The sequence below is a fragment of the Arthrobacter sp. StoSoilB13 genome, assembly GCF_019977255.1.
GTDB lineage: Bacteria > Actinomycetota > Actinomycetes > Actinomycetales > Micrococcaceae > Arthrobacter.
Map to the genome: position 1 here is coordinate 276,193 of NZ_AP024648.1, position 19,888 is coordinate 296,080.

At 62.1% G+C, this 19,888-nt stretch carries 20 protein-coding genes and 2 pseudogenes; 9 read left to right on the plus strand and 13 right to left on the minus strand.

Annotation, left to right across the window (positions count from 1 at the left end; all coding sequences use genetic code 11):
- Positions 1 to 4: 4 nt before the first annotated feature.
- Both LDP01_RS13500 and LDP01_RS13505 read left to right on the plus strand, forming a co-directional pair.
- Positions 5 to 619: pseudogene (locus tag LDP01_RS13500) on the plus strand (DUF2382 domain-containing protein); the annotation flags it as partial.
- A 198-nt stretch (positions 620 to 817) separates the two neighbouring features.
- On the plus strand, positions 818 to 1,039 hold the full coding sequence (locus tag LDP01_RS13505) for a hypothetical protein (protein ID WP_224093068.1): 222 nt from the start codon (positions 818 to 820) through the stop codon (positions 1,037 to 1,039).
- A 12-nt stretch (positions 1,040 to 1,051) separates the two neighbouring features.
- Here the strand turns inward: LDP01_RS13505 and LDP01_RS13510 are convergent, their stop codons facing one another.
- Positions 1,052 to 2,968 carry a glycoside hydrolase family 15 protein gene (locus tag LDP01_RS13510; RefSeq protein WP_224093070.1) on the minus strand — a complete coding sequence of 639 codons (1,917 nt, stop codon included), beginning with the start codon at positions 2,966 to 2,968 and terminating at the stop codon, positions 1,052 to 1,054.
- Between the two features lie 83 nt (positions 2,969 to 3,051).
- Entirely contained in the window at positions 3,052 to 3,729 is a 678-nt protein-coding gene (locus tag LDP01_RS13515; protein ID WP_224093072.1) for a TetR/AcrR family transcriptional regulator C-terminal domain-containing protein, read from the minus strand.
- A 160-nt stretch (positions 3,730 to 3,889) separates the two neighbouring features.
- On the opposite strand from LDP01_RS13515, the gene LDP01_RS13520 reads away from it, so the two are divergent.
- The 3 genes from LDP01_RS13520 to LDP01_RS13530 all read left to right on the plus strand — a co-directional run bounded on the left by LDP01_RS13520 (position 3,890) and on the right by LDP01_RS13530 (position 6,330).
- Positions 3,890 to 4,882: an NAD(P)-dependent alcohol dehydrogenase gene (locus LDP01_RS13520; protein WP_224093813.1), complete on the plus strand. Its 993-nt coding sequence runs from the start codon at positions 3,890 to 3,892 to the stop codon at positions 4,880 to 4,882.
- 154 nt (positions 4,883 to 5,036) lie between these two features.
- The gene (locus LDP01_RS13525; RefSeq protein ID WP_224093074.1) at positions 5,037 to 5,942 is read left to right on the plus strand and encodes an SDR family oxidoreductase; all 906 of its coding nucleotides are present in this window, start codon (positions 5,037 to 5,039) and stop codon (positions 5,940 to 5,942) included.
- A 145-nt stretch (positions 5,943 to 6,087) separates the two neighbouring features.
- Positions 6,088 to 6,330, plus strand: a complete 243-nt coding sequence (locus LDP01_RS13530) for a DUF6458 family protein (RefSeq protein WP_224093076.1) — start codon at positions 6,088 to 6,090, stop codon at positions 6,328 to 6,330.
- 88 nt (positions 6,331 to 6,418) lie between these two features.
- Here LDP01_RS13530 and LDP01_RS13535 read toward each other — a convergent pair whose 3' ends face one another.
- Complete coding sequence (locus LDP01_RS13535) at positions 6,419 to 7,030, minus strand: VOC family protein (protein WP_224093078.1); 612 nt, start codon at positions 7,028 to 7,030, stop codon at positions 6,419 to 6,421.
- A gap of 57 nt (positions 7,031 to 7,087) precedes the next feature.
- Here LDP01_RS13535 and LDP01_RS13540 point away from each other — a divergent pair, with 57 nt between their 5' ends.
- A complete protein-coding gene (locus LDP01_RS13540; RefSeq protein ID WP_224093080.1) occupies positions 7,088 to 7,363 on the plus strand; it encodes a hypothetical protein in 276 nt (91 codons plus the stop codon).
- Between the two features lie 31 nt (positions 7,364 to 7,394).
- Here LDP01_RS13540 and LDP01_RS13545 read toward each other — a convergent pair whose 3' ends face one another.
- Positions 7,395 to 7,637 carry a hypothetical protein gene (locus LDP01_RS13545; protein WP_224093082.1) on the minus strand — a complete coding sequence of 81 codons (243 nt, stop codon included), beginning with the start codon at positions 7,635 to 7,637 and terminating at the stop codon, positions 7,395 to 7,397.
- A 110-nt stretch (positions 7,638 to 7,747) separates the two neighbouring features.
- Positions 7,748 to 8,341, minus strand: coding sequence for a histidine phosphatase family protein (locus tag LDP01_RS13550; protein WP_224093083.1), 594 nt, complete (start codon positions 8,339 to 8,341; stop codon positions 7,748 to 7,750).
- A gap of 282 nt (positions 8,342 to 8,623) precedes the next feature.
- On the opposite strand from LDP01_RS13550, the gene LDP01_RS13555 reads away from it, so the two are divergent.
- The gene (locus LDP01_RS13555) at positions 8,624 to 10,021 is read left to right on the plus strand and encodes a serine/threonine-protein kinase (RefSeq protein WP_224093085.1); all 1,398 of its coding nucleotides are present in this window, start codon (positions 8,624 to 8,626) and stop codon (positions 10,019 to 10,021) included.
- 72 nt (positions 10,022 to 10,093) lie between these two features.
- Here LDP01_RS13555 and LDP01_RS13560 read toward each other — a convergent pair.
- Positions 10,094 to 11,316 (minus strand): annotated as a pseudogene (locus LDP01_RS13560) (ATP-binding protein).
- A 132-nt stretch (positions 11,317 to 11,448) separates the two neighbouring features.
- On the opposite strand from LDP01_RS13560, the gene LDP01_RS13565 reads away from it, so the two are divergent.
- Positions 11,449 to 12,846, plus strand: coding sequence for an MFS transporter (locus tag LDP01_RS13565; RefSeq protein WP_224093087.1), 1,398 nt, complete (start codon positions 11,449 to 11,451; stop codon positions 12,844 to 12,846).
- On the opposite strand, the gene LDP01_RS13570 is transcribed toward LDP01_RS13565, so the two are convergent.
- A complete protein-coding gene (locus LDP01_RS13570) occupies positions 12,737 to 14,104 on the minus strand; it encodes an FAD-dependent oxidoreductase (RefSeq protein WP_224093095.1) in 1,368 nt (455 codons plus the stop codon). The two genes, LDP01_RS13565 and LDP01_RS13570, sit on opposite strands and share 110 nt — an antisense overlap.
- 107 nt (positions 14,105 to 14,211) lie before the next feature.
- Here LDP01_RS13570 and LDP01_RS13575 point away from each other — a divergent pair, with 107 nt between their 5' ends.
- Positions 14,212 to 14,676 carry a MarR family transcriptional regulator gene (locus LDP01_RS13575; RefSeq protein WP_224093096.1) on the plus strand — a complete coding sequence of 155 codons (465 nt, stop codon included), beginning with the start codon at positions 14,212 to 14,214 and terminating at the stop codon, positions 14,674 to 14,676.
- 17 nt (positions 14,677 to 14,693) lie between these two features.
- On the opposite strand, the gene LDP01_RS13580 is transcribed toward LDP01_RS13575, so the two are convergent.
- The 6 genes from LDP01_RS13580 to LDP01_RS13605 form a co-directional block, all read right to left on the minus strand.
- Positions 14,694 to 15,194 carry a methyltransferase family protein gene (locus LDP01_RS13580; protein WP_224093098.1) on the minus strand — a complete coding sequence of 167 codons (501 nt, stop codon included), beginning with the start codon at positions 15,192 to 15,194 and terminating at the stop codon, positions 14,694 to 14,696.
- 39 nt (positions 15,195 to 15,233) lie between these two features.
- Positions 15,234 to 15,518, minus strand: coding sequence for a hypothetical protein (locus LDP01_RS13585; RefSeq protein WP_224093099.1), 285 nt, complete (start codon positions 15,516 to 15,518; stop codon positions 15,234 to 15,236).
- A 119-nt stretch (positions 15,519 to 15,637) separates the two neighbouring features.
- The gene (locus LDP01_RS13590) at positions 15,638 to 16,642 is read right to left on the minus strand and encodes a hydroxyacid dehydrogenase (RefSeq protein ID WP_224093105.1); all 1,005 of its coding nucleotides are present in this window, start codon (positions 16,640 to 16,642) and stop codon (positions 15,638 to 15,640) included.
- Positions 16,639 to 17,448, minus strand: a complete 810-nt coding sequence (locus LDP01_RS13595) for a carbohydrate ABC transporter permease (RefSeq protein ID WP_224093106.1) — start codon at positions 17,446 to 17,448, stop codon at positions 16,639 to 16,641. Before LDP01_RS13595 ends, LDP01_RS13590 begins: the two co-directional genes overlap by 4 nt.
- 106 nt (positions 17,449 to 17,554) lie before the next feature.
- Entirely contained in the window at positions 17,555 to 18,484 is a 930-nt protein-coding gene (locus LDP01_RS13600) for a carbohydrate ABC transporter permease (RefSeq protein WP_224093108.1), read from the minus strand.
- 57 nt (positions 18,485 to 18,541) lie between these two features.
- On the minus strand, positions 18,542 to 19,849 hold the full coding sequence (locus tag LDP01_RS13605) for an ABC transporter substrate-binding protein (RefSeq protein ID WP_224093110.1): 1,308 nt from the start codon (positions 19,847 to 19,849) through the stop codon (positions 18,542 to 18,544).
- Positions 19,850 to 19,888: the final 39 nt, after the last annotated feature.

Below are 19,888 nucleotides of genomic sequence, written 5' to 3' on the forward strand. Positions count from 1 at the left end.
CATCATGCTCGCCAGGGAGAACATTGACCGTCTGATGGGCCTCAACGGAAACGTTCGGACCACGGAGGGGGACAAGGTTGGGTCAATCGGAACGTTCTACACCGATGACGACACGGGGGAGCCAACATGGGTAACAGTCAAAACCGGTCTTTTCGGTACTTCTGAATCATTCATTCCCTTGGAGGGGGCCACCCTTGAGGGCGACGACGTCGTTGTTCCCTACAGCAAGGATCACATCAAGGACGCTCCCCGCGTGGCCGAAGATGGGCACCTCGATCCCAGTGAAGAAGAGCGGCTCTACAACCACTACAGCATCCAGGACCGGGGTGCCTTCGAGGGTCGGCGTGACTACCCGGACCCCAGCGCCGGAATGGAAACAGACGCCGGAATGGAAACAGGCGCCGGAATGGGCACAAGGGCCGGGGTGGACGCCGTCGGCGGCATGGACGTCGACACGACTGGCACGGGACGCGCGGGCGAGGATGCCATGACCCGTTCTGAAGAGCGGCTCAACGTCGGGACTGAAAGGGCAGCGACCGGACGGGCGCGCCTTCGCAAGTACATCACCACCGAAAACGTGACTACCGTGCCGGTCGAGCGTGAGGAAGTCCGCAAGGAGAACATCGAAACTGAAGGCACGCGCGATACCCGCCGCTGAAGCCTGCCAGCTGCCGCGCAACTAAGTGGTGAAAACGCCCGACGGCGGGAGGCCGCCGTCGGGCCCTGTACGGCCGGCCGGTCCTTTGTCCGGCCAGCCGGGCCCTTCTCCAGACAGCCGGTCCTACCGCAGAAGCCCAGGCGATGGGACGATTTCCTTATGGGCGATGAAGAGAAGAAGGGCCCGGGCGTGCCCTCAGGCACTGGGTCAGAGGAACGCGATCAGTGGCAGGATACCGATGCGGGATCTCCGACCACACAGCAGATGAGGACTATCGGCCAGCGTCGGCGGGAGGCCGAGCGCAAGCTCGATCAACACCTGGAGGAAGCGAAGCACAAGGCTGAAGCCCCGGATCCGGACGATCAAAAAACGGAATCGTAACTGCAGCGCTTTTCAGCGGCTGGTTTCGGGGCGCTTTTTTGGTGCCTGACGGTCGGTGCCCGGGCCGCTTTCGGAGATGGCCTGTTGCGGGAGCTGGTCGGTACCTTGCTCCGGGTGTTTCGGCCTACGCAGCGGCGTGTCACTGCCGTGGGCTTCGCCGTGATGGAGTTGCAAGGCGCAGTGGATCAGTGGAAAGTGGCTGAACGCTTGTGGCGTGTTTCCGAGTTGCCGCTCGGTTCTGGGATCCCATTCCTCGCTCAGCAGCCCAACATCGTTTCGGAGCGTCAACAGCCTCTCGAACAATGCGGTTGCCTGGCCGGCATGGCCAAGGCCCAGTAGCGCATCCACCAGCCAGAACGAGCATGCAAGGAACACTCCCTCGTCGCCGGGAAGGCCGTCGTGGCCGGACTCGGTTCGGTAGCGCAGCACCAGTCCATCTTCGGTGAGGCCTTCCTGAATGGCTTTCACCGTTCCCGCAACGCGGGGGTGGCGGTGCCCCAGGAAGCCAAGGCGGGGGATCAAGAGCAGGCTGGCGTCCAGTTCCTTACTTCCGTAGGACTGCACAAAGCTGTTGAGCCCTTCATCGAATCCTTTCGTCATTACCTCTGAATGGATATGCGTGCGCAGCGCCGCCCAACGGTCTCCGGGGCCGGGTAATCCTGAGGTTTTTACGGCCTTGACCATGCGATCAGCAGCTACCCATGCCATGACTTTGGAATGGGTGAAATGCCTGCGGGGGCCGCGCATCTCCCACAGCCCGTTGTCCGGTTGGTCCCAAGCCCCTTCCAGGTACTCCATCAACGCCACTTGAATGTCCCACGACGTGTCCACGGTGCCCGGCGGGGAAGCTGCCCTGGTCAGCGAGAGCCCATCCAAGACCTCGCCCCAAACGTCCAATTGCAGCTGGGGGGCCGCGGCGTTCCCGGTTCGGACTGGCTGGGAATTTTCGTAGCCCGAAAGCCACGGGATCTCAGCCTCCGGCAGTCTGCGGGCGCCGTCCAGGCCGTAGACGATCTGCAGCTCTGACGGATCACCCGCGACAGCGCGGAGCAGCCATTCCCGCCAGGCTGCTGCTTCTTCCGTATATCCGGCGGCAAGCAACGACTGCAGGGTCAGTGTTGCATCGCGCAGCCAGCAGTAGCGGTAGTCCCAATTGCGGGAACCGCCCAGCTGCTCGGGAAGGGACGTTGTGGCAGCCGCAACGATGCCTCCCGTTGGGGCATACGTCAGGGCTTTGAGGGTGATGAGGGATCGCTCCACCGGTTCCTTGTACTTGCCCTCCATCTCGCTTTGGTCAATCCACTCGCGCCAGAAGGATTCCGTGGCGTGAAATGCTTTGGCCGCATCGATTCGCCGGGGCTCCGGTTCATGGCTTGGTGCCCAGCGAAGCACGAAGGGGATACGTTCCCCGGCGCGGACTGTGAACTCACTGATCGTGCGCCTGTCCACGCCCTTGAGTGGAGCGGGCGTCGTGAGGTAGGCGGAATCGGGCCCCGCCACGGCGCTGATTCCGTGCTTGTTGTGGCGCACCCACGGCACCACGCGACCGTAGTCGAAACGGAGAATCAGCTCCCCACGCATGGCTACTTCGCCGGACAGGCCTTCCACGATCCGCACGAGGTCTACAGCGTCATCGCGGACGGGCATGAAGTCGGTGACACGGACCGCACCGCCGTCCACTTCCCATTCCGTTTCCAGGATCAGGGTGTCCGGACGGTAGCGCCGCCGCGTACAGTTTCCGTCGTTCCGCGCCCCTGCCTCTGTGGGCGCGAGGATCCATCGGCCAGCTTCAGGGGTATGCAGTAAGGCGGCGAAGCAGGCGGGGGAGTCGAAACGGGGCAGGCACATCCAGTCGATGGATCCGTCGCGTGCCACCAGGGCGGCTGTATTCAAGTCCCCGATGATCGCATAGTCCTCAATTCTGGCCATGGCATCAGATCCTTAAAATCAGACGGCGTCGAGTATGCCCTGACCGTACCCTTTTGCCTCACGCACCTCAACGGATGCGGCGGTTATTCGGCTGCTGCGCCGGCATCGTCCATCAGGCGGTCCAGGCCGTCAAGAATCAGGTTCAGTCCGAAGTCGAATTCGTCGCCGAAGTCGTAGCCGGGTTTGAGGACATGCTCGACGGCGATCTCCACCATGCGCGGATACTCCCCGGTAGAGAACCGCTCCATGATGGGCGTGGTGATTTCGGCTGCGGTATCCCGTCCTTCAAAGGGCAATGCTGCCTCCTGGAGGGCGAAACCGTAGATGTAACTGTCCAGCGCCGCGTATGCGTGGGCCGTCAGTTGGACCGAAAATCCTGCTCCCCGCAAGGTGGCCAGCGTCGCCTCATGGTGTCGGAGCGTTGCGGGCCCAGGGGCGGAGCGGCTTTCCAGCAATCCAACCGCCCATGGATGCCGGGTGAGGGCTGCGCGCATCGCGTGTGCCCGATCGTTCATTTCCTCCCGCCAGTTACCGGAAGGCAAGGGCAACGGAACTTCACTGAACACCATGTCCACGATGCCGTCCAGGATTTCGTCCTTGTTGGCCACGTAGTAGTAGAGGGACATCGGCTTGGTGCCCATGCTTTGCGCCAGGGAGCGGATGGTCAGCGACGATATGCCCGACTCGTCCGCGAGTTCCACAGCGCATGTGAGGACCCTTTCGCGGCTAAGGGGAAGGCGCTCAGGCCGTGCGGCGGACACTGGATCTCCTTTGGGTGTTCCGTTTTAGTACATTGTACGGTAGCGTCTTTAGTACAGCGTACGAAAAGTAGCTGAACTCCTGAAAGGAACGGCCATGACCACTGGTCAGCAAGCCAAGGAATCGTCTGCGTCCGATGTGGCGCCCACCCCGGAAGTCACCATGCGGGCGGTCGTCCAGGATGCCTACGGCTCCGCCGACGTCCTTCGCTTGGCCCGGATCCCCAAGCCGGAGATAGCGGACGATGAGGTGCTGGTCCGGGTCCACACTGCAGGGCTGGACCGCGGGACCTGGCACATCATGACAGGGAAGCCTTACGTCCTGCGCCTGGCCTTTGGGTTCCGGCGCCCCAAGAATCCCGTGCCCGGGCTCGACCTCGCCGGGATCATTGAAGCCGTGGGGCCTGGGGTAACCCGTTTCGCGGTCGGGGATCACGTTTTCGGCGTGGGGAAGGGCTCCTTCGCTGAGTATGCCGTCGCGGGGGAGGGTCACCTCGCCCTCAAGCCGGCAAACATCAGCTTCGAGCAAGCCGCAGTGGTTCCCGTTTCAGCCTGCACCGCGCTTCAGGCTCTACGTGCAGGTGGGATGGAAGTCGGGACGCCGGCAGGGCAAACCTCGAAGGGGCTCAAAGTGCTGATCACTGGCGCCTCTGGCGGGGTTGGCGGCTACGCAGTGCAACTTGCCAAAGCCGCAGGAGCCGAAGTTACCGCGGTCTGCAGCGGCGGCAAAGCGGACCACGTGTTGTCCCTCGGCGCCGACCACGTCATCGATTACATCAAACAGGATTTCGCGGACGGCTCTGCGCACTATGACGTCATCATCGATCTCGCGGGAAACCCCAGCTTGAAGCGTCTTCGCCGAGCGCTCGCCCACAGCGGAACTGCGGTCCTTACTGGAGGTGAAGAAGGTGGGCCGCTAACGGGTGGCATGGACAGGCAGTTCCGCGCACTGGCACTGTCCCCTTTCATTAGCCAAAAGCTGACCATGATCGTTGGTACTGAGCGTTCGGAAGACCTTGAGCACCTCGCCGGTCTCCTCCAAGCCGGAACCATCGTCCCGGCTATCGACCTGAGCTATCCCCTTGACCACGTTCCGGAAGCCATGCGTTACTTCGACGCCGGCAAAACGCGCGGGAAGATCGCCATCACCATCTGACCGGATGGTCACCAAAGGGCTTGACCGGGGAGGGGTCAAACGCACGACGGCGGCAGGTCGCCGTCGTGCGTTTGCGTGAAGTCTGGAATCAGCGCCGCGAGGCATGCTACGACTGTTCCTGGGAGCGAAACCCGGCGAGTCCAAGGAGCAAATCATGGCTGAAGAAAAGCCTGTCCTCGTGGTCGGTGCCACCGGCTACCTTGGCAGTCAGGTAGTTGATGCACTTCTCAAGCGCGGCAAGAGCGTCAGGGCGCTGGTCCGGGCAAAATCAGACGCCGGCAAGCTCGAAGCCAAAGGTGTCGAGGTAGTCCGTGGCGACATGCTTGACGTGGCGTCGTTGATCCATGCAATGACTGGTGTGGCCGGAGTTATTTCCACTGCTGCCGGGTATACGCGGAACGACAAGAACGCAAATGCGATCGACACCTTTGGCCAGAGCAACCTGGCGGTGGCGGCCAAACAAACTGGTGTCCCGAGGTTTGTCCTCATCAGCATCCTCACCTGTGATCTGACACCCCAGGTGCCGCATTTTTGGCACAAGAAACAAGCCGAGGATACGTTCGAACAGCTGGGCGTGCCGTTCGTTGCGCTTCGTCCGGGTGCGTTCTTTGACCAGACCGCCGGGATGGGCGGCGACCCTCTGGCGAAAGGCCGTGTCATGTGGATCGGTTCCAAGGACACCCCACTGACCTTCGTCCTCACCAGCGACCTCGCGGGATACCTTGCCGATGCCGTGGATGCGGAGATAACCGATGGCGAACGCATCGACATCGGCTGGACTCGGCCCGTCAGCATGTCCGAGGCGGTGGATCTCCTGTCCAGGCACGGCGGGCCCGACGGCAAGGACATCAAAATCATGGCGGTTCCAACGCCTGTGCTTAAGGGCCTGGGCAAAGTCACTGAACGCTTTGTTCCGCTGATAAGCGACATGGCCAGCATGTCCGCCTGGTTCGAGACGGGCCGATATGTGGCCAACACGAGCCGGCAAGCCGAAGTTTTTGGTCCGCCGCCCACTCCGGAGGACGCCGTGGCCCGGTTTGCTGCAGGTTTCGGGCACTGATCCGCAGCCCACGCCGGGGCGGCCGGAGGGGAACAATGGCGGGCACAATCTATCGCGCGCCGCAAATTGGGAAGTATGCTTACGATATCGACGCAGTTCCGTGATCACCCGTTTGCGGGCCGGTCGGAAGTGAGAGGAGCACGACATGAGAATAGGTTCTTCCATAGCACTGATCGCCATTGGAGCGATTCTGGCCTTTGCGCTTGCCCCCGGACTCATCCCCTTCGTGGACCAGGTCCTGATCGGCTACATCCTGATGGCTGTAGGTGTATTGGGCCTGATCATTTCCATCATCATGGCAAGCCGCACCCGGCGTACGGACCATATCGTGGAGCGTCGCGATGCTCCCGAAACCATCATCGACAGGCGTCCGCGACCCGAGGTTTAGCTCCTTCCAAGGCAGGCAAAACGCACGACGGCGGTGGTCGCCGTCGTGCGTTTTCTTGCCTGCAATCCGGGCGAAAAGCTCGTACTCCTCAGCCCAGCGGTGATTTCCAGGTGAAGCCGTCCGGGTCGGTGAAGGTGCCTGCATCGCCGCTGATGAGGAGGCGATGTGACCCGGTGCCGTCAGGTGATACCCCGGCGGTCTTAGCCAGCGCGCTGCGTTTATTGAGCGTCAGCTTGATGGTGCCGGTATCAAACTCGACGTACCGGTTTCCGAAACTCTTGGCCAAGGTGAGGCCCCGCTCGAGATAGAACTGCTTGCTGGCAGCCACATCCGCGACTCCGAGTTGGAGCACCATCGCATCAACGTGCATATTGGCCGGACCGCTGTCCTTCTTGGACGAGGAGGCGACTGTCCAGATGGTGCCGTCCGGAGCCTGGAGGACTCCGCCGTACCCCCACAGCGATTTGGCGGCCGGCTTGATGACCATCGCGCCGGCGTCGCGGGCGTTGTCCATAAGGCTGTTTACGCTGGCTGGCTGGGAGAGCACAAGCGACATCGTAAATCCACGAAAGCCCGTGGTCGGCGCCTCGGATGGACGCACATGAACCCTGCCGCCCATGCTGAAAACGTCAGCGTAGAAGGCCTCCACCTGCTGTGTGGTGGGAGCGACCTCGATAATTACAGATTCGATGGCTGCCATGCAGTCATCCTAGTGAACAACCAGCGATCACGGCTGAACACCACGTAGGCTGCTGGCATGGAGAAGTCATTCGATGTGGAACTCGTAAATCAGGATGAATACTTGGTGCGCTGGGAATCCGAAGGGCAGGCCGGGGAGTCCGTCTTCCGGATCACCCCTGAGTTCCTGGCCGAGGCAGGGCTGGACGGCCAGGATGGGCAGATCATCACTGAAGAGACGGCCAACTTTCTGGCCGGGCACCAACCCGTGATCGACTTTCCCCAAACGGTGGATCTGGAAGAGATTGCCGCGGCCCTACCCCGACTTCGTACAGCAACTGCGAAGCCGGCTTGAGGCCCGTTGACCCAACCCGGCGCCGGCTTGCTCAGCATTGGAACTGGACGTCGAACTCTTCCGGCTTCCGCCCGCTCGAGGCGGTTGCGGCGTCGAGGACAGCTTGTGCCGCCTCTTCCAGCCGGGAAACGTGGAGCACCAGCCCCGGTATTTGAATGACGCGAAGTTCAAACCAGCCGTCGGTGGCGAGAGTTACCCTTGCCGTCAGCGTGATTGCGTTGGCCCGGCAGGCTTCAGTGGTCACGAGTCGGGAGCCAACAAGTGTGAGAGCCAAGCTGACCTCCAGGGAAACCGGAGCGAATGGCGCCAACTGCTTGACCCTCTTGAGCATACAGAAACTGGCATGCGCAATGTCAATAAGATTCGCTGAATTTCGCGGTTGTGTCAGCTGTCCACGTCAGCCGTCAGCAACTCGCCGTTGAAGTACTCCAGCTTCCAGCCATCCGAGACATGGTGATGGGCGAGGTTCAGCACGGCATTGTGGACGCTCTCAAGCGTGCGTCCAATCGCCCGGCTGAGCGTCAGCCGGATCAGGGTGCCGTGGGTTACCACCAGGACGCGCTGTCCTGAGAATTCCTGTGCCAGCTGTTCCAGGGCGTCAATGCCACGGCTGGCCGCATCGTCATCACTCTCGCCGCCGCGGAAACCACCCGGGATGCGGAGTGCTTCGAGCTCCGGGCCGGCTTGCAGGCCTTCGGCCGGTCCAAAGCTTCGCTCAATAAGCTCCGGAACCCGCCGGGCGACAGTAAGGCCCAGGCCCTCGGCGATCAGATCAGCGGTTTCTGCGGCACGGCTCAAGGGCGAGGAAACAATCGCGTCCCACTGGTAATTGGACAAAGTGGCAACGGCTTCACGTGCCTGTTCGCGGCCGACGTCGTTCAGTGGAATGTCGGTGGCCCCCTGCAACCGGCGCTCCGCGTTCCAGTCGGTCTGGCCATGGCGGACGAGGGCGAAGGTAGTAAGGGTCATGCCTTCCATTGTGCCTTCCGGCCGTCCGGGCCGCAGCTCCGTGCGTCACGTAAGGAAAACGTCCGACGAGAGGTCGCGTTTCCCTTCCGGGTCAATACTAAGTATCCTGATGACTTATCTGGTGAATTCCGGATGATGCTGTTTGACGCAGGACTGCTCAAGCCGTAGCGGTTTCGCCGAACAGGGCGGCCGCGCGGCTCTCGTGAAAGTTTGATCGGCGGCGTTGCCTGGTAGCAGCGGACACTGTTAGGGTCCGATGCACGCAGGTGGGCCTGAAGGGCGTGACAATTCGTGGGCAACAAAGACGAGGCCGTGGAGTTCCACGTGACCGATTCCAGTGCGACTGCTATTGATGGCCGCTATCTGCTGGGACCTGTTTTGGGCCGGGGAGCCATGTCCACGGTGTACCGGGCCACGGATTTGCTCCTTGGCCGGGACGTGGCAATCAAGATCTTCCTTCCTGGCTCCGGCGACGACTCGTTCAGGGCCCGCCAGGAAACCGAGATGCGGCTGCTCGCCGCCTTTGACCATCCAGGCTTGGTGGCAGCCTTCGATGCGGGCGTGGATACCCGGAACGAGGAAGAACGCGCCTACCTTGTCATGGAACTCGCAGAGGGTCGTGACCTGAAAGCCGTATTGTCCGATGGGCCTCTGACGCATGCCGAAACCACCCGCATCGGCGTGCGACTGGCTGGCGCCCTTGCCCAGGTGCATGCCCAGGGCGTCATTCACCGCGACATCAAGCCGGCGAATATCGTCGTCTCCGAGGGGACAGATGGAGCCGAATCTGTGAAGCTGGCAGATTTCGGAGTCGCCCTGGTCATGGACCATAACCGTCTCACCGCAACGGGCTTCACCGTCGGCACAGCCCAATACCTCAGCCCGGAGCAGGCACAAGGGCTGCACCTGACGCCCGCCAGCGACATCTACTCTTTGGGTTTGGTCCTCCTGGAGTGCCTCACTGGCAAGCCCGAATACCCTGGAACGCCGGTAGAGACGGCCTCGGCACGCCTTCACCGGGCACCTGAGATCCCGGAAGACCTACCCAACGGACTGCGCGGACTCCTTCAGGCAATGACCGACATGGATCCAGGGCAACGCCCGACGGCGGGCGACGTTGAAGACGTCCTGGCCGGCCGACGTCGAAAGCTGCCGCCTGTGGCAACGGCAACCCTGCCGGTAGTTCCAGCGGCGCCTGCCATCCCAGCGAAGCCGGCTTTGCCGTCGCGGCCGCCACAGGTGGTTACCTCAAGCCCCGGGCCCGCTGCTTCAGCCGCGGGAAGGCGTGTTTCCGCTACGGGTCCAAGGGCTTTTGGCAAGAAGGCCAAGGTGCTCGCCGGGCTGGTTGCGGCTGCCCTCGCCGTTCCGGTCGCTGTGGCGTTGCTCTTCAATGGCGTCTTTTCGTCGGCACCTTCAGCCGAACCGACGCGGCAGACCGATCCCGGTGTATCCGTCATTGAGTCCCAACCCAGCGGGCCGAGGACTCCCCTGGAAACGGCGCCAGCGGTGGCGCCTGCAGTCGAGGTGGTGGATGTGCAGGATCAGCAGCCCGTTCCGGCGCCCGCCGTTCAAGCCACCGTGCCTGCCGAAGATGGTGCAGCCACCGATCCCCAGGATCTCGCGGACGCCAAGAGCGGCGGAAAGAGCGAGACCAAGCCTGAAAAAGGTAAGGGGAACGGCCGCGGCTAACGCCTGTGGCCGGAAACGCACGACGGCGGCAGGTCGACGTCGAGCGTTTTCTTGCCTTGCGTGCCGCTATGGTCAGGCCGGAAAGCTCACTGCCACCGTGGTTCCGCCGCCGGCAGTTTCCGAGAGGGTGAGTTCACCGCCATGGGCCTTGGCGATGCTGCTGCAGGTGGCCAGTCCCAGGCCGGAGCCAGGCCCGTCGCCTTGGCGGCGCAGGCGCACCAACGGTTCCAGGACTTTGGCCCGATCCTCCGCGTGGATGCCCTTACCGTTATCGGCCACGAAAATGGTGGCGCCGTGGTAATTGGAGACTCCGCTGATCCGGACACGCAGGTCCCTTTCGGGGCTGCGGTAGTTCATGGCGTTGGACAGCAGGTTCTGCAGCAAAGTGCGCAGTTGGCCCTTGTCTGCCTGGAGGTTCAGGTCCTGCACTTCAAGGATGTCGTCCTCGATGCCGAGGTCCCTGGCCACCTCGCCCGCTGCCTCTTTAAGTGAGACCTGTTGCGGCTGGATGCCGCCGCCCACCCTGGAGTAGCTCAGGACGTCTTCCAGCATCCCCAGCATCCGGCGGCCACTTGCCCCGATGCGGCTCAGGTATTTGGCTGCCGCGCTGTCCGTTTGGACGTCCGGATCGTCCTCCACCAACTCCACGTAACCCAGGATTGTGGTGAGCGGAATCCGGAGGTCGTGGCTGACGCGGTCCGCGAAACCAGCCAGCTTTGCGTTGCTCTCCCTCAACTCTGCATACGTGCGGTCCAGTTGGATTGTGCGGTGCTGCAGCTCCAACAGCTCCACCACTTGCTTGGCCAGGACTTCCAGCATGCCGACTTGCTCAGGGCCCGGATCTCTTTGGGCTTGTCAGAAAAGACGCACAAGGTGCCTGGAACGAATCCTGACTCGGTTTGCAACGGAACCGAAGCGTAGAACCGCACCCGGCCCAATTCACCGGTCACGAACGGGTTGTCAGCGGACCGCGGATCCAGCGAAGCGTCAGGGATAACGGTGATCTCGCGGGAGAGGAACACCTTGGCACACATGGAATCTTCGCGAGAGCACATCCCCGGTTCCACACCCCAGGCGCCAACTTGGTATTGGTATTCGGCGCTAATGATGTTGACTACCCCGAAAGGGGCGCCGCAAAGCTCAGTGGCAAGGCGCACGAGGTTCTGGAGGGCACTCATCACGGCGGCGTTGGGAAGCAGGGTGGAATCTTCTCCGGGGTCCAGTCCGTACTCCCGCAACTCCAGATCCCGGCTAACGTCGTCGGTGAAGGCGAGCTGGCCTTTTGCACCTTTCATCAAGAATTTCCCCCAGGCTTCTTTAGGATTCCCTGCCGATCCTACCCGGAGGTTGGCCGGGTTGGATTGTCACAAGGTTTGCGTTGGCGCCAGCCCTTATCTGCGGCAATTGCTGTCAGTACACTGGAACGCATGACCGAGCAGGAACCGGCTGGGGTTACTGAAGTTATCGACCTCTCCCTGCGCACTCCGGCACAGCGATCCCGGACCTTCATGGGGATCCTGGTGAACACCGCCCTGGCAAATATCACCACAAGCTATCTCTGGTTCGCCCTGACATTCTGGGTTTATCTCGAAACCCGCAACGTGATTGCGACGGGGGTCGTCGGGGGTGCCTACATGCTGCTGATTGCACTCTCCAGCATCAGCTTCGGCACGTTCGTGGACAGGTATCGGAAGCTTGCCGTGATGCGCTTCGCTGCCGGGTTCACCTTGGTGATGTTCGTGCTGTCAGGAGTGCTGTTTCTCCTCACCCCTACAAGCCTTCTGCTGGACCTGGCACAGCCATGGTTCTGGATTTTCACCCTGATCATCCTCGTGGGTGCCGTCGTTGAGAACTTGCGCAACATTGCCCTCTCCACCACCGTCACCATCCTCATTGAGCCTGATCGCCGGGCCAATGCAAATGGAATGGTGGGGATGGTGCAGGGTCTCATGTTCATTGTCACCTCGGTCCTCTCCGGACTATCGGTGGGCCTGCTGGGCATGGGTTGGACCATTGTGGCCTCCCTGGTTTTTACCGCGCTGGCGTTCGCGCACCTGCTCACGTTGCGAATGCCCGAAGAGGTGCAAGCGGCAGCCACTGACGCACATGGCGGTTTCGACTTCCGCGGCTCGCTTGCCGCTGTGCTGGCTATCTCCGGGTTGTTCGCACTGATCGTGTTCTCCACGTTCAACAACTTCGTGGGCGGCGTTTACATGGCGTTGATGGATCCGTACGGATTGGAAATGTTCTCCGTTGAGATGTGGGGAACGTTCTTCGCCGTGGGTTCCACCGGCTTCCTCGTGGGTGGCGCGCTGGTAGGAAAGTTTGGGCTCGGCTCCAACCCCTTGCGAACCATGCTGATCGTTGTCGCCGTCATGGGATTCCTTGGTGCAGTGTTCACCCTGCGTGAATGGGCATGGCTGTACGTGGCTGGCATCTGGCTGTATTTGACCTTGGTTCCCATCGTGGAAGCCGCCGAGCAGACGGTTATCCAGCAGGTGGTTCCCCTGAACCGGCAAGGCAGGGTATTCGGATTCGCCATGGCGTTCGAGTCCGCCGCAGCGCCCATCACCGCTTTCCTCATTGCCCCGCTTGCCCAGTTCTGGATCATTCCGTACGCCCGCTCCGCAGAGGGTGCCGCCCAACTTGAACCACTATTGGGTCAGGGCACGTCCCGCGGGATCGCCCTCGTGTTCCTGATTGCCGGATTCATTCTCATTGCGGCGGCACTGATCGCCTTCCTGACGCCCGTTTACCGGAGGGTTTCGGCGTCCTATATGGAGAAGGCAGCGGCCGGGGGAGCTGACACAACTCCTTCCGGGTGAGTGACGTGGTCATCTGTCGGCAAACCCGGGGACCGCATGCCAGTCGATGTGATGGCCGTACAGCCACTCGAAGTTGTCCGCCGCCTTCCGGGCAAGTCCCCGGAAGATGGCACGCATGGGCCAGGTCCTGGAGTACGCGGGTGAACTGGTTCCTGACCTTGGGTTCGGAATTCCGGCGGCCCCAGGCAACCACCGTCTCCGCCCGGGGGCGGCGCTCCGCCTCGTAGGCCGCAAACCGGGCAGTGAGGCTGGCTTCTTTGTCGTCGCCCGTGGCCCCCCGAAGGGCGCGTCCCAGCGTGACGGCGTCCTCGATTGCCATCGATGCGCCCTGCCCGGAGGAAGGGGACGCAGCATGGGCGGCATCGCCCACCAGGACCATCCTGCCGCGGTGCCAGCGGGGGACGCTGGGAAAATCGAACGTGGAATACGGCTTGATGATGTCTTCCGTGGCACGAATCAGGGCGGCCATCGGTGTCCGGTCTGCCTTTACCAAGCTTGTTAACCAAGCTCTGAGATCCTCCTGGCCGAGCAAAGACGGATCAGCACTGGAGCGCTGCAAGGGATTTGCGAACCACCAGATCCTGCCGTCGGGGCTGGGCATGAAGCAGTAGAAGCAGCGCTTGCCGAACACCATCTTCATGCGCCCCGGGGACACGCCCAGGTCCTCCTCCTTGAGCGCCAAAGTGGCGGTGTCGGCAGGAACGATGCCGCCCGTGTTGAGCAGCGGGATGGTGCGCGGTGCGGGCGAGGCGGGGTCGATCAGCGGCCGCACCGCCGAGCGCAGCCCGTCGGCCCCAACCAGCAGGTCGCCGCTGGCGGAGGTGCCGTCGTCGAAAACGGCCGTGACGCCGTCGGGCCGTTCCTTGACAGTTGTCAGACGCCTGCCGTGCTCGATCCGGATCCCACGGCGGAGTGCTTCCTCCCGCAAGAGCGTGTACAGCTCCGAGCGGGTCATGGTCCGGGCCGTGGTGCCATCCGGGAGCGTGCCGCCGAAATCGAAATCGATCAGGTGGCGACCCGTGCTGCCCAGGTACATGGACATAAGGGGAGTGCTGAAGCCCAGTTGCGCGGCGTGCTCCTTGAGTCCCAGAGTGTCCAGGGCGTCGAAACCGTTGACGGCGAGGGTGAAGAAGGCGCCTACTCCGTCAGAAGGTCCATTGTGCGCTTCAAAAACGGTGGCGGAGTGGCCGGCTTTCTGGAGTGAGAGGGCCGTTGAAAGACCGGCTACGCCCGATCCGATGACAACACAGTTCAGCACGGGAGCTCCTTCTTGAATTTATTTCGTTCGGTTAAAAGAAATATAATCGGCTGGCCCTGCCCGGTCAATCGTTTCGGACAAGCGAAAGACTTTGCTAGCCTCGGAGCATGACGAATCAGGGGCAACGCGAAGCTCTGTTGGAAGCTGTTTATGAGTCGGGCCGGGAGCTGTCCACTGCCGCGATCATGTTCCACACCGCGCTGTCTGAACTGCGCGGCCTTTCGGCGACGGAGGGCAAGGCCATCGATATCCTGCTGCGCCACGGTCCTATGACGGCGGGTGAATTCGGGGAACATTCAGGCCTGGCGCCCGCGTCGGTCACCGGACTCATGCAACGCCTCGAAAGCAAAGGCGTGGCCCGGCGGGTCAAACACGGCGAGGACAAGCGGAAAGTCGTGATCGAGCTCGTCGGTGACCAGGTTGCTGCCGCGTCGCCCTATTTCACCGATTTCATGGCCGGGATGGCCGCGCTGCTGGAAGACTACAGCGACGACGAACTCCGGATCATCGCCGACTACTCAAGCAAGGCTGCCCGCGTCCAGCAGGAGGCGGCCGTTCGGCTGAGCCAGTGAGTTGGCTGAGGCGGCCGTTACCCCCGCCAAGGCGTCAGCCGCGGCCACCACCCCGGAACGTTGCGCCGGTACTCGAGGTACTGCTCACCGTACGTGTCAGTGAGGGTCGGTTCCTCGTAACCCTTCACGAAAGTGACGACGGCGATGAGGGCTATCGCAGCATAGATCACGAGCCACCAACTGCCGAAGAGCAGCGCCTGGCCGAGGATGATTGTGAGCACCGCAAGGTACATGGGATTGCGCACGAATCGATAAACCCCGGTGACAACCAGCCTTCGGGTGGGCGCAACCGGCGCGGGCGTTCCCTGGTGAAGGGCGAACAGCGCGAAGGCGTGAAGCAGGAAAGCTACCCCCAGGGTGATCGCGATCCAGGCGACCGGCACCACCAGCCACGTGCCGCCGTCCCAGTCGTAAAGCCGCCATCCGGAGATGAGCCAGGGGATGAGACCCGCCACGATGCCAGGCGCGAGGAACAGGAAGACGATGGTCCCGATCCATGCGCGCGCTGACTGAGCCATGTCAGTCAGGTTAGTCCTCGGCTTGAGGGCTGACGTAGCTCACGCCGCCAGCCCGGCCCCCGCCAACGCCGGAACAGCATCAACCCGAACAGGCAACTCGTGAAGCATCGCGTAACCCTGCAGTTGTTCAAGCGCATCCGGTTCGATCAAGGCACCAGTAAGGTCCATCTCGACGTCCCTGCCGTCGGCCAGGCTGTTGGTGCGTTGAACGATTGGATACAGCGCGTGGAGATTGGAGGTGGTCACATGACCTGTTGCTGCGATCTGGATCTGTGCTCCGTCAAGGTCGACTCGAACAACTACAGAGAGCTTCTCGCTGGTCAATATGCTGCCTTTCATCCGTTCGCTGCCACGCTGCAGCCACCCCAGCGTAGGCAGCAAATGTGATCTGCGCAACATTACGGTCCGTCGGCGCGGCACCATGAGAGCCCGCCGGGAATGCGCTACGCCATGAACGCCAGGTCTTCCGCCGCCACTGGAAATTGCAGCGCTTCCCCCCTGGACAACCGCAAAGCTTCGCCTACTGCGCTCGCCGCCATCCGCTCCAGCTCGTTACCCAGCGACCCCGCCAGGTGGGGTGTCAGCAACACGTTGGGATGCGTGTAGAACCGGGAATCGGAAGGCAGCACCCACGGCGTCGTCACGTCCAGCACAGCATATAGATCGCCGCGCTCCAGCCGGGCCAAGAGGGAGTCCTGGTCCACTAACTCGCCGCGCGAGGTGTTGATAAAAGTAGCCCCCGGACGCATCCGATCGATGCGACCGGCGTCGATGAGGTTCTTTGTGGACGGTAACGACGGCGCGTGGAGGCTGACGATGTCGCAGTCCGCCACCAGTTCGTCCAGGCTTACAAGCTCGACGCCGAGAGCGCCCGCCTCAGCGGCCGAGAGGTACGGGTCGGCCACCACGATGTCCAGCTCGTAAGCGGTAAGCAGCCGGATGACGTGACGGCCGATCTTTGACGCCCCGATAATTCCGACGCGCTTGCGGTAGTTGCCCATGTCGGGGAAGAGCTGTTCAGGGAGGACCTCCATCCGGGTGCTGTGCAGGGCGCGGGCTATCTGCAGGACCCGTTTGTTGGCCAGGACGATCATGGCCACGGTGTATTCGGCCACGGGAATGGCGTTGGCGTCCGCGGCGGAACTCACCAACAGGCCCCGCTCCCAGCACGGGCCACTGATGTGGTGCTTGACGCTTCCGGCGGCGTGCAGGACGTAACGCAACCGTGGGGCAGCGTCCAGCACGTCGTCGTCGATCATTGGACAACCCCAACCAGTGATGAGGATGTCCGCTTCAGCCAGGAGTGCCCGGCCGGATACTGAACCAAAGTCCTCGATCGGATCCCGGCTGAGGAGGTTCAAAGCAGGCTCCAGCGGATCCAGGCTTCGGGGCGGGAACACGGCCCGGGCAGTGTGGACAGGCATGGCCAAGGCAACGTTCAGGCTCATTTAACGCTCCCTGCCGTGAGACCGGATTTCCAGAAGCGCTGGAGCATGATGAACGCGAGCAGCAACGGAATGATGGACAAAAGTGATCCTGTGATGACCATCGGCGTGAACTCGGGCTGGGGGAGTGAGTATCCCTGCCAGATCGAAATTCCGACGCTGACAGGCAGCAGCTGCTGGTCCTGGAGCATCACCAGCGGGAGCATGAAGTTGTTCCACACGCCAACAAACTGGAACAACGCGATGGTGATGTAACCCGGCATCATCATGGGCAACCCCAGGGAAAAGAAGGAGCGGATCGGTCCGGCTCCGTCCACGCGCGCTGCCTCCAACGTTTCGCCCGGAACGTACGCCGCCGAATACACGCGGGCCAAGTACACGCCGAACGGGTTGCAGAGCACGGGGATGAGGATGGCCCAGATGGTGTTGGTGATGCCAAATACGGAGGCCAGCAGATACATCGGAAGGACTGTGGCTGTGTTGGGAATCAGCACGCCCACAAGGACCAGGCCGAAGAATGAGTCCTTGCCGCGGAACTGGAATTTATCGAAGGCGTAGCCAGCCATAACAGAGACCAGTCCACCAAAGATGGCCCCGAACGCGGCATAGAACATGGAGTTGGCCATCCAGCGGAGGAACACACCACCATCCTGCCCAAGAACCGCGCCAACGTTCTCCGCAAAGGAAGGTTGCCCGAAAGCATAAGCACCGGTGGAATAGAGGTCGGCGGCGTTCTTGGTGGAGGCAAAGAACAACCACAGGACAGGCAGCACCATGTAGGCGCAACCCAGTATCAGCAGCGCGTTCACGGTGAACGCACTTGCCAGGGGCCGCCGCGGGCGCCACGACTCCGGCGGCGTTTCCTCGACGGCGCAACCGGACCGGTAACCCCTGGAAGGGACAACGTTGAGGTGCTCATGCTTTGTTCATCCTTGAGCTGAAGCGGGTGACGGCCCAGGACAGCACCGCGGCCATGAGCGCGATGATGATGGAGGCCGCGGCGGCGTGGTTGAGGTTGTGCCGGTTGAAGGCGGCATCGTAGGCCCACATATTTGGAACCCAGGTGCTGGTTACGGAGGCCGTTGCTTTGGAAATGATGGACGGCTCCGTGAACAACTGCAAGGTTCCGATCACTGTAAAGAGCATGATGACGCCAAGTGCAGGCAGGATCAGCGGCAGCTTGATGCTGATGGCAGCACGGATTTCGCCTGCGCCGTCCACCCGGGCGGCTTCCAGGGTTTCCCGTGGAACCGCCTGAAGCGCGGTGAACAGCACAATGACGTTGTACCCCGTCCACTCCCACACCGCGATGTTCACGATGGACGGCAGGATCATGTGGTTGTCCAGGAAGTCCAGGGAAATGCCGCCGGTTTCCAGGACCGAAACGATCGGGCTGACACCGGGGGTGTAGAGGTAGGCCCAGATCAATGCAGCGATGACGCCCGGCACCGCGTGGGGGAGGAAGACGAGGAGCTGGAACAGCTTCCGGGCACGCGCTGCGGCAGCATCAAGCAGCAGTGCGAACGCCAAGGCGCCGCCCACCATGCACGGGATGTACAGCAGGCAGTACATGATGAGGCGACCTATGCCGCCCACAAAACTTTCCGATTGCAGGACCTGCAGATAGTTCTCAAGTCCCACGAACGAGGTCTTGGCCTGGCCGAAGCCGAGTCCGGACTTCTGCTGGGCGAAGAAGCTGAGCACGATCGAGTAGATGACGGGTGCCACCATCGCCAGGGTAAACACCGCGAAGAACGGGGTCAGGAAGAGCGCGGCTGTGCGGCCGCCGGTTCCGGACATCGTGCGGGGTTTTCTCCGGGAGGTAGCAGGTGCCTGGTTGGCCATGATGATTCTCCTCGCTGGTGGGGCGCCCCTATGAAGGGACCGCCCCACCGTGCGGGCCTACTCCTTGACGGAGAGGCCGTTCTGCTTGAGTCCGGCTACGGTTGCGGTCTGGGCGGTATCAACGGCGTCCGCGACCTTGCCGCCGGTGGTCAACTTTCCGTAGGCGTCCTTGAGAGCCGTGTTGGTGACGTCCCAATTGGGACCCCATTGCCACCCCGGGGTAATGGTGGAGTACGCGTTGTCGAAGACCTCGTAGATGTCGTTGCCGAAGTAGCTGGCATCGAAAGCCTGCTGCGCAACCGGTGTCAGCCCCGGGAAGGCGAGGAAAGCCGAACCGGTGTTGCCGCGCGCTTTGATGGCGTCCGGGTTGGTTGCGAGGAACTCGATGAACTTGGCCGCAGCGGCCGGGTTCTTGCTGCTCTTGGTGATGTTGAAGCTCGAGCCGCCATAGAACGCATCTGCCGGAGTTCCCCAGTTGGGCACCTCCGCTGCGATCCACTGTCCTTTCTGGCCGCTTGCTTCGGTACGCTTCTGGATGCCGGTGGCACTCCAATTGGCGCCCAGAACACCGACGACGGCGCCGCTCGCCAAATCTGCCGACCATTCGTCGCTGAAGGACTGTTGGACCTTGACGATCTTTTGGTCGATCAGCTTCTGCCAGAACGCGGCGACTTTTTGGGTGGGCTCATCGTTCACGCCAACCTTCCAGCTGTCGCCTTCGGTACCGAACCATTTGGCTCCGGCCTGCCACGACAAGGCGGCAGTAAGTGCGGCTTCGTTGGGGTTGAAGCTGGCCAGGTGTGCTTCCGGGGCTACTGCCTTCAGCTTCCTGCCGGCCTCTTCGAATTCGTCCCAGGTTTTGGGGACGCCGACGCCGGCCTTGTCCAGCATGTCCTTGCGGTACCACATGATCATCGGCGCGGCGTCGTAGGGGAGTGCGTACGTCTCTTCGCCGAATTGAACCAATGCTTTGGTCCCGTCCGTTAGCTTGTCCACTGTTTCGGCCTTGTTGATCAGCCCGTCCAGTGGCTGGAGCTGGCCGTTGCTCACAAACTGGGGAAGCTGCGGGTATTCGATGGTGGCAACGTCCGGGCCGTTGCCGGCGGTGATTGCTGTGGACAACTTGGCGTAGCCGCCGCTCGCTCCGTTGGGGACGGTTTCGAAGTTGACCTTGATTTTGCCCTGGCTCGCGTTAAAGGCTGCGGCCACCTTGTCCATCCCGGCCATCGGCGACCAGAAAGTGATGGTCCCGGACGGGTCTTCAGCGGGCGTTGGCGTGGCTGCCGGGGTGCTGCCACAGCCGGTGATGAGGGCAGCACTTGCCATGATGCTGGCTGCTCCTAGCAGAAGCTGGCGACGCTTCATTCTGTTCTCCTTTGAAGTTCACGATGCGAAGTCGTGGTG